Source organism: Aliivibrio kagoshimensis (assembly GCF_050337105.1).
Lineage (GTDB): Bacteria > Pseudomonadota > Gammaproteobacteria > Enterobacterales > Vibrionaceae > Aliivibrio_A > Aliivibrio_A kagoshimensis.
The window spans coordinates 63203-72153 of record NZ_JAKJSQ010000015.1 but is presented as its reverse complement, the minus strand read 5'-3'; the positions used below and the strand labels follow the sequence as shown (position 1 = coordinate 72153).

Genomic DNA, 8951 nt, shown 5'->3' with positions numbered 1-8951 from the left:
GTTATGGGCATGTTATGTATTATATCTATCAGTAGTAAAAGTACATGGAACGCTTTATTTTATATTTAATATGTAGTTTAACCTCAAATTAATAAATTACGATAACGTCTGCACTGAAGGAGTGAGTCGATAATGTTTGAACTGCAACAGCCTAATAACACCGATTTCAATTCATTAATTATTCGTGGTGAACGCCTTCACTTACAATCAATCGATGAGTCATTTTCTCAACAAATATTCACTGAATTTACTACAGAAATTACCCGTTACATGATGCCAAAGCCCGCAGAAGTGATTGAAGATACGTTGGATTTTATTCAGCATGCAAAAGGGTTGATGACGCTTGGGAAGGAGGTGTTTTTGGTGATCATTAATACAGAGACCGATGAGTTTTTAGGTTGCTGCGGACTGCACGGGCGAGATGAAAACTGCACCCCAGAGTTTGGCATCTGGTTGAAGAAAGGGGCTCATGGTCATAAGTATGGTGTAGAAGCAATTAAGACCCTTGCGAGTTGGGCTGTTGAACATATCGTTTTCGAATACGCGACATATCCGGTGGATAAAGATAATGTGTCCAGTCGACAAATTGCAGAATCATTGGGCGGCGAAGTATATAAAGAACTGAAAGTAACCTCGATGGCTGGCATTGTGCTCGATGAGGTTGTTTATAAAATACCCTATGAAACGATCGTAATGGCAACAACAAAGTAACTCACACTTTCCCGTTAACCTGTATGAAAACGGGAAGTGAACATTGTTTAATTGCTGCTCATGGTGGAGTATCTGTTGCCTTTCCATGCGTAAATACCACCAGGGTAGCGATAGACATTGGTGTATCCCAACTTAATCGCCCACGATGCAGCATTATGACTACGACCACACTTCACAAACCCACAATAGAAAACCAATGTTTGAGATTTGTCGCTACCAAGTAGAGCAGTAAAGTCATTGATGGTTTTATTGCCTGTCTCCTCTATGTTCCATTTCACCATGGTCGATATTGGGAAAAGAAACTGAACGGCAGTGGGAATATGTTCAATTTGGTAGCTCTTCTCAAATGGCATCGCATCTACAATTAACATCGGTTGTTTATTGTCGAGCTGTTGCTTTAATGTTGCGGTATCAATTAACTTATATTGGCCAGACATCGCTTCGTTATGAAGTTTAAGTGCAATGGACTCTTTTTTTACTTCAGCTTGGTATTTATTATCGACAAACAAAGCGGAGGTAGAGAGTAAAAAAATGGCAAATCCAACACCTATTGCGATGATCACTATTCGTAACCAAGGTGGAATTGGAGCGTACTGTTTTCTGGCCAACATAACGATGTCCTTAAAGATCAATGAGGTTTAAATTACTTCCGTTTGCAAAATAAAATGGGCAAAGCGGTGGCGAAGGTTAGGGTTAATATAACCAAAAATTGTGGCGCGATATTACCGTAAACTGTGGACTCAATGGAGCCAAGTTGGTAGCAATCACAGTCGATATTTAACCCTTGAAAGAGTGCCAGCCCTATAACAGAAAGATAGATGGTAATGGCAGCTAATAGAGGGATCAGGCTCACTTTTTTAGTGAGATAACCCACCACTAAGGCGACAAGGGTTAGTGATAGTAGCGACGTTATTGGCTTGGACATCATGGTAGAAACCAAACCAGTGTCTTGCAGTAATAGTGCGAAATATTCCGGTTGCAACAAGCCCTTTAAGGCGATAGATGCTGCTGTGAATATGAGTAAACAACGATTGATATGATAGAAAATCGACTCTCTGTCCATAATGATAATCTCATTCAGTTATAATTGTGTGGTTCGCTCTAAATAGAGTGCAGCTTCCAGTACACTTCCAGCAATCGCACGGGCTTTGTCTGATACCGTAGTGAAGTCAGCCTCCACACCTCTAGGATCAATGTCTCCAATTTTAAACCCTTCGGTCACGGTCAAACCTGGATTAAGTAGCCCGCGCACCATGCCACTCAGTGGCGCTGCGATTGGGGTATCTGCCACATGAGCAATGATGTCTCCTTCTGTCACAATGTCTCCCAGTTCAACGTGGTTATGCATTACACCATCGCAAGGAGAACGAATGACGCGCTGATGGGTATAACCGGCAATGTTGCCCGGAATTCCAGTATTGGCTTGGGTTTCACCTTGATAAATCACACGGCCTAATTTGTGTCCGCGATTCGTTTCGATAACCGCATGACAATCTACGCCCGCATTAAAACCAGGCCCCAACGCGATAGTAATCGGCGCCATATCTTTAGTGGTACCCAGATTACGTTTAGCAAGAATAGCATCCACCACAAAGGTGGGCTTTAAACTGCTTAATGTGCAACACTCTTCGTCCACCATGACGGGAATATTTCCAGCGTCTAAAATGGCGTAGACTTGCTGACAACTGCTGGCTTTTTGTGCGGTTATGCCCTCAACTTGAACGGGCTCTCCGTACAAGGCTTGTGCAAATGAAACAGTACAACGAATCACCGTAGGTTGAGCGATGTCGGTCATAACCACCTTAAACCCGCAATTGTGAAGACGGACTGCGACACCCGTTGCAATGTCTCCGGCACCGCGGATCAGCATCAATTTGTTGCGGTTAACTCGAACATCATCTTTTAATAATCCACCAGCAGAGCTGTTTTTTACTTTTAACACTTCCGCCATAACACTGATGGCGATCTCTTCTGGTGTTTCCGCGCCGATGTTAAAGCCTACTGGTGAGTGGATGGCACCAATAAGCTCATTGCTGACGTTACATTTTCTAAGGTGGTTAAACAGGGTTTGGACTTTTCGACGACTGGCCATTAAACCAATGTATTTAGTTTTGTGTTTCACAATTGAAGAAATCGCATCTTGATCTTGATGGTTGGTCGCGATGACGACAAAACTGTCGCTGGTGATGTTCAATTTAGAGATGGCATCTTCCATAGTATCGCCTAGAACTCGCTTGGTTCCTTCGGGGAAGTAGCCAGGAGATAGGCTCTCTTCATAGGCGTCAGCAACGGTAATATCAAAGCCAAGAACATGAGCGGCGTGGGCGACGGAGCGGTTTACGTGACCTGCACCAACGAGCAATAAAGAGGGGCGTAAACCATGAACATCAATAGAGACCGTCATTGAGCCACCGCAATCCATGTCCATTGCTTCAGGTCCTGAGCGGGTCATTCTTCCTTTAACTACTCGCGGCTCGCGTGCTGCAATGGCTTCAACCGCTTGCTCTATCACGTAGCGTTCAATCATTCCTCCACCTACGGTCCCAATAATTGACCCGTCTTCTTTGACGATCATTTGGCCTGTGTGACGTGGTGAAGAACCCGATGTTTCAATAATATTGGTTAAAGCAAAGGGAGTATTATTCTGTTCAAGTAGAGCTGCTTGGCTAAAAATATTCATTAAAACGACCTCAATGCATGAATGAGGCAGTGTGAACTACCTCTTCATTAACTCCTTTATTGGCGTCTGGTCCTGCATGGCAGCTAACCAAACCTCGTCAAGTTGTTTAACTTGGTTAAAGACGTCTACAGCGGTCTCTTTTATCTGTTGATAACTGCACGCTAAGTCGACTTTATTAATTAACCAAATCTTGACGGCGTTGACAGGTGCCTGTTTAAACATGCCATCTGGATGTTCTAGTAACTGACTCAATACGCGATGATCAATCTCATCTTGCGCTTGGCATTGAGTAATAAGAGAAAAACAATCCCAGCGATGAATGTTCATAGGATCGGCGTATCGATTGATACACTCTGCACCTGTGACGCCAACGACGATATCTGTAGAGAGAGGAATGCAAGGCTCATGCCTAGACGGGGCTTTTATTGGTCTATGCTTGGCGCCATCCGATTCAATAATTAAAACTGTGAAAGGGGATTTACTTTTAAGATCGTCAATCAGATTCGGGGTGACACCGGTCACTTTTTTATCAAAAGAATCTGAGGGTGAATGGACGCATTGTTGAAAACAAAATGTGATTGAAGCCTCATGTTTTTGCTGTTGAAGGCGAGATAATAAGGTTGAGCTTGAGTAATGGTTTAATGAGCTATCAATGTGATTGTTTATACTTTCGTCACTAACAAAATGATCAGCTTGGTGCGATTCTGGCATGTACATTTTTGTGGTGGTCGTGACCAAAACACAGTGACCTGCTTGTTGACATTGCCGCGCTAACCAAAAAGCCGAGCTAGTCTTACCGCCACCGCCCACTAGTGAGATTACAAGGGGCGCAGCCAAAGGATCCACTGCAGGTATTACCAAAGGGAATAGAGAGGGTAGTTGCCTTTTTAATTCAGTCATCGCAGTACCGTAACCATAATGTAGCCTTAATAGAGAAGCCAATGAAAAGAACAGAGACCCCCATAGAGTGCGTGATGCCCGCTGCAGGACTCTCATCGAGAATGGGGCAATGGAAATTGATGCTACCTTACAAAGGGCAAACAATCCTTGACCAAAGTATTGAAAATGCACTTACTTTTTGTAGTCGAGTCATTGTCGTTGCAGGCTATCGTGGTGAAGAGTTGCAACAACGATACCAAGATAATCGTGATGTATTAGTCGTGATGAACCCTCATTATCAACAAGGAATGTTTGGCTCAATTCAGCTGGGTGTGCAGCAAGTCAAAGGGGATTATTTCTTTATTTGTCATGGAGATATGCCCTGTATCGAACGCGATACTTACCAAGAACTGTGGAATAATCGTGGCGATTATACGTTGTTTCCAGGTACCAAGCACAAAGCAGGGCATCCGGTTCTCCTTAGTGCACAATTGATCGCTGATATTGTGTCTCAGTCACGAGATGGGAAGATGAAAAAAGTTATAAATCAAAAGGATGTTTGTTATTTGTCGCTGCAGTGTACACAGATATATCAAGACGTTGATACTCCCGAAGCGTATCAATACCTATTAGAGAATCAGTGATAGCCCCGCTGCTATCATTATGAGCAGCGATTATCATTTTGATACCATAAATTTCACCAATCCTAAAATTTCCCACTGTTTAAAAATTCGCCTCCTGCATCAAAAAAAACCGCAAAAATTAAAAAAAAAACCGTTACAAATCACATTCCTTCGTAAATGTTTTCATTTTTATAAAAGTGGGCCTGAAATCTGCCTAGTACTCTATTTAGTGTGCTTAGTAGCTTAGACAGTACTTTTTCAAAATGACGTTGAGAAGGAACATTCAATGAGTGGCTTTAATCAAATTGGTAAGCGTGTAACTCGTGTTGATGGTCAAGAGAAAGTGGAAGGAACGGCAATATATGGCAATGATATCCAATTGTCGGATATGCTTTATGGTGTCTGTCGATATGCCGACATTCCTGCAGGAAAGATCAGTAAAGTAGACATATCCGAGGCTGAAAAAATTCCAGGCGTGGCCCGTATCGCCTGTTTTAACGATATTCCGGGTGACCCTACTGCTGGAGTGATCATTAGAGATTATCTGCCGCTTGTAAATGATGAAGTATGCTTCATGGGTGATGTGGTTGCCATTGTTGCGGCTGAAACCTATGAAATCGCTTGTCAGGCGGTGGATGCCATTGTTGTAGAGTATGAACCGTATCTCCCTATCACCGATGTGCACGAAGCATTAAAGGAAGACGCAAGGTTAATCCACCCAGACAAAGAGTCTAACGTGGTCGCCAAGCATCATACCGAACGTGGTGATATTGAACTGGGACTGTCTAAAGCGGATCAAGTGATTGAACGGGTCTATCAGATTGGCTTCCAAGAGCATGCCTACATTGAGCCTGAATCAATCACCGCATATATCGATCCTACCAATAGTGATGTCATTCTAACGGGATCAATTCAAAACCCTCACCGAGTAAGAGGATTTGTAGCCAGTTACCTTGGGCTTAATCAATCAAAAGTGGATGTACGACGAGCCGTCATGGGGGGGTCGTTTGGTGGTAAAGATGACACCATCGATCATTTATCTTGTCGTGCCGGTTTAATGGCCATGCTGACAAAAAGAGCGGTTAAATTTACCTATACTCGTGAGCAATCCATTGTAGAAAGTAGCAAGCGTCACCCTTATCACATGACCTACAAAGTGGGTTTCAATCGTGATGGAAAAATTGAAGGGATGAAAATCAACATCATTGCAGACAGTGGTGCTTATGCTGCGTGTACGCCATTTGTAACGTGGCGTTCTGTGGTACAAGCTGCTGGTCCCTACGATATTGAGAACGTGCGTGTGGATGTTCAAGGCGTCTATACCAATAACACCTATTCAGGTGCTATGCGTGGATTTGGCTCCCCACAAATCGTTTACGCTAACGAGTCACTCATGGATGAAATCGCACAGATATGTGGTATCAGTGCCCTTGAGGTGAGAAGCAGAAATGCCATTAAACAAGATGGACACAGTATTACTAATCAGCAGTTTAGTAATCACACGGTATCCGTTGATGAAGTGTTAGAAAAAGCCGCTGAAAAATCCAACTACCTTGAAAAAATTGAAACCTTTAAAGCCCTAAATGCGTCGGATGACCCGAATAAATATGGAATCGGTTTGGCCGTGAGTTATCGCGGTTGTTCTATGGGAGCTGAAGGGGTCGATACCTCGTCAGGATTGGTTTCTGTGAACAGTGATGGCAGTATAAACATCTCAACAGGTGTGTGTGAGAATGGCCAAGGATTACAGACCACCATGGTACTGATCGTGGCGGAAGTGTTTGGCGTTAGCCTAGATGAGATAAGCTTTACTGAACCACCAACATCTATGATCTCCGATGGGGGGCCAACAGTCGCTTCACGCGCGACGGTTACTGGCGGTAACGCTATTAAACAGGGCGCTGAAACGGTAAAGGCCCGAATCTATGAGGTGATAGCTGAAGAGTTAGCAGTGTGCTCATTGGAAGAGACACAGTGGGTGAATGGCGAAATCAGAAACATAAACCAACCTGATCACTCGGTCACCTTCGCCTATGCGGTGAACAAAGCGAAGTGGGCGGGAGTCAACTTAGCGGCGTATGGTTGGTTTGATCAACCTGATATCAGTTGGGATGAAGAGAAAGGCAGTGGCAGCCCATATTTCACTTGGGTTTACGCGTGTCAGGTGGTTGAGCTAAAAGTCAATACAAGTACGGGCAAAATCGACTTACTGAATATTACGGCAGCACATGATGTTGGTCAGGTAATTAACCAGATTGGGTTTGAAGGACAGGTAACTGGTGGTATCGCTCAAGGCTTTGGTCTGGGCGTATTAGAAGATTACAACATTGAGAATGGCGAATTGAAGTCAGAAAACTTTGATAGCTACCTACTACCAACCATTAAAGATATCCCTAACATCAATATTATCGCGGTGGAAAACTATGATGTTGGCGGCCCATTTGGCGCGAAAAGTATTGGTGAACCAGCGACAGAACTAGCGGCAGCAGCGATTAATAATGCGGTTAGTTTTGCCCTTAACCAACGTTTTAGACAGCTACCTCTTACGTTAGAACAGGTAGTACTGGGTTACAATTTGAAAAAACCAGTTCGTCAGAGTGAGCTGTTAGCAACCAGCGAGCAGAAAAAACAGACTCAACGCATTACCGGCCTCAAATTGATCAACCCTGACTCACTGAATCACGCCCTTACCTTGATGGAGAGAGGCGACATCAAACCCATTGCGGGAGGAACCGATGTATTGGTTCAAGCCCGTTTGCATGCCGAACAGTCGACACTGGTCAATATCGCGAACCTGGAAGGGTTAAGTGAGATCGTGGAGACGGAGAGTGAGGTGATTGTTGGCTCAGGGGTAAACTTCAACCGCTTAGTGAAGCACCCTGCTATTCAGCAATACTTCCAGCTGCTGGCAACGGCGGCGCACACCATTGGTTCGAATCAGATCCGTAACCGAGCCACAGTGGGTGGTAATATTGTGAACGCAGCCCCTTGTGCTGACTCATTGCCGCCATTGATCGCTTATAACGCCCAAGTGGAGCTTCGTAGCGCAAACCATGTTCGTAAAATGCCGATCACCGAGTTTGTTACTGGCACGTACCGCACGGCGCTCGAGAGCGGGGAGTTATTAACCCGCATCATTATTCCTAAGCAGTTAATCAACGCACAACCGAACAAAACCTTCATCGAAAAATACAGCCAATTAGGTCGTCGTAATGCGCTTAATATTACCCGTTTGAGTTTGACTTGTATCATCGGATTTGATGAGCAAGCTAAGGTTGATTTCTGTCATTTGGTGGATGGCGCACTATTTAGCAAACCACAGCGTTTGATTGAGGTTGAGAATGCATTAATCGGTTCGACATTAACTCAAGAGCGTCTTGACCGAGCACAGAAGATCTTGCTGGACATGATTGATAGTGCGATTGGTGGACGCTGGTCTGCGAAATACAAACAACCCGTCTATTTGAATATGTTCAACGATCTGATGAAAGAAGTGGCTACCCAAGCAAATGAAGAGGCTTCGCTATGAACAAGATAAATCTAACCGTCAATGGCGTCATTCAGCAACTTGAAGTAGACGATAACTTTCGCTTACTGGACGTTGTCCGAGATCAACTTAAATTAACGGGCACCAAAGAGGGGTGTGCTGTCGGAGAGTGTGGGGCATGTACGGTGATTATGGATGACCAAGCCGTCTGCTCTTGCATGATCCTAGCGTCACAATGCGATGGCGCTGAAGTGACCACCATTGAAGGTGTCAAAGAGGACCCGGTAGCGAAAAAACTGCAAAATGCCTTTGTCACCGAAGGTGGCGTTCAGTGCGGATTCTGCACTCCAGGCGTGTTAATGAGCAGTAAAGCGCTGCTTGATGAAAGCCCTGACCCTTCAGAAACTGAAATATTAGATGCGCTAGAGGGAAACCTCTGTCGTTGTACTGGATATCAACCCATTTTAAATTCGATAAAATCTGTTATTAAGGAGCTCAATACCGATAAAGGATAGTACTGAATAACATTGTTTTTTAATTACGTTCCTCTTTGCTGAGTATCTCGGGTTTG

At 44.2% G+C, this 8951-nt stretch carries 8 protein-coding genes; 4 read left to right on the top strand and 4 right to left on the bottom strand.

Going from position 1 to position 8951, the window contains the following annotated elements; genetic code table 11:
• Window positions 1-132 precede the first annotated feature (132 nt).
• Complete coding sequence (locus L4C32_RS07515; RefSeq protein ID WP_428196248.1) at window positions 133-711, top strand: GNAT family N-acetyltransferase; 579 nt, start codon at window positions 133-135, stop codon at window positions 709-711.
• A 47-nt stretch (window positions 712-758) separates the two neighbouring features.
• Here the strand turns inward: L4C32_RS07515 and L4C32_RS07510 are convergent, their stop codons facing one another.
• The 4 genes from L4C32_RS07510 to yqeC are packed head-to-tail and all read right to left on the bottom strand — an operon-like array spanning window position 759 to window position 4291.
• Window positions 759-1322 carry a rhodanese-like domain-containing protein gene (locus L4C32_RS07510; RefSeq protein ID WP_428196247.1) on the bottom strand — a complete coding sequence of 188 codons (564 nt, stop codon included), beginning with the start codon at window positions 1320-1322 and terminating at the stop codon, window positions 759-761.
• A 32-nt stretch (window positions 1323-1354) separates the two neighbouring features.
• Window positions 1355-1774, bottom strand: coding sequence for a MauE/DoxX family redox-associated membrane protein (locus L4C32_RS07505; RefSeq protein ID WP_428196246.1), 420 nt, complete (start codon window positions 1772-1774; stop codon window positions 1355-1357).
• Between the two features lie 18 nt (window positions 1775-1792).
• Window positions 1793-3391: a selenium-dependent molybdenum cofactor biosynthesis protein YqeB gene (gene yqeB / locus L4C32_RS07500; RefSeq protein ID WP_428196245.1), complete on the bottom strand. Its 1599-nt coding sequence runs from the start codon at window positions 3389-3391 to the stop codon at window positions 1793-1795.
• 36 nt (window positions 3392-3427) lie between these two features.
• The gene (gene yqeC / locus L4C32_RS07495; protein ID WP_428196244.1) at window positions 3428-4291 is read right to left on the bottom strand and encodes a selenium cofactor biosynthesis protein YqeC; all 864 of its coding nucleotides are present in this window, start codon (window positions 4289-4291) and stop codon (window positions 3428-3430) included.
• A gap of 41 nt (window positions 4292-4332) precedes the next feature.
• Here yqeC and mocA point away from each other — a divergent pair, with 41 nt between their 5' ends.
• The 3 genes from mocA to L4C32_RS07480 all read left to right on the top strand — a co-directional run bounded on the left by mocA (window position 4333) and on the right by L4C32_RS07480 (window position 8895).
• Window positions 4333-4914: a molybdenum cofactor cytidylyltransferase gene (gene mocA / locus L4C32_RS07490; RefSeq protein WP_428196243.1), complete on the top strand. Its 582-nt coding sequence runs from the start codon at window positions 4333-4335 to the stop codon at window positions 4912-4914.
• A gap of 265 nt (window positions 4915-5179) precedes the next feature.
• Complete coding sequence (locus L4C32_RS07485) at window positions 5180-8422, top strand: molybdopterin cofactor-binding domain-containing protein (RefSeq protein ID WP_428196242.1); 3243 nt, start codon at window positions 5180-5182, stop codon at window positions 8420-8422.
• The gene (locus L4C32_RS07480) at window positions 8419-8895 is read left to right on the top strand and encodes a (2Fe-2S)-binding protein (RefSeq protein ID WP_428196241.1); all 477 of its coding nucleotides are present in this window, start codon (window positions 8419-8421) and stop codon (window positions 8893-8895) included. Before L4C32_RS07485 ends, L4C32_RS07480 begins: the two co-directional genes overlap by 4 nt.
• Window positions 8896-8951 lie beyond the last annotated feature (56 nt).

What these genes read in the sequence shown, in the direction of transcription:
- L4C32_RS07515 (WP_428196248.1), top strand. Translation starts at nt 133, where the DNA reads ATGTTTGAACTGCAACAGCCTAATAACACCGATTTCAATTCATTAATT.
- L4C32_RS07510 (WP_428196247.1), bottom strand. Translation starts at nt 1,322, where the DNA reads ATGTTGGCCAGAAAACAGTACGCTCCAATTCCACCTTGGTTACGAATA.
- L4C32_RS07505 (WP_428196246.1), bottom strand. Translation starts at nt 1,774, where the DNA reads ATGGACAGAGAGTCGATTTTCTATCATATCAATCGTTGTTTACTCATA.
- yqeB (WP_428196245.1), bottom strand. Translation starts at nt 3,391, where the DNA reads ATGAATATTTTTAGCCAAGCAGCTCTACTTGAACAGAATAATACTCCC.
- yqeC (WP_428196244.1), bottom strand. Translation starts at nt 4,291, where the DNA reads ATGACTGAATTAAAAAGGCAACTACCCTCTCTATTCCCTTTGGTAATA.
- mocA (WP_428196243.1), top strand. Translation starts at nt 4,333, where the DNA reads ATGAAAAGAACAGAGACCCCCATAGAGTGCGTGATGCCCGCTGCAGGA.
- L4C32_RS07485 (WP_428196242.1), top strand. Translation starts at nt 5,180, where the DNA reads ATGAGTGGCTTTAATCAAATTGGTAAGCGTGTAACTCGTGTTGATGGT.
- L4C32_RS07480 (WP_428196241.1), top strand. Translation starts at nt 8,419, where the DNA reads ATGAACAAGATAAATCTAACCGTCAATGGCGTCATTCAGCAACTTGAA.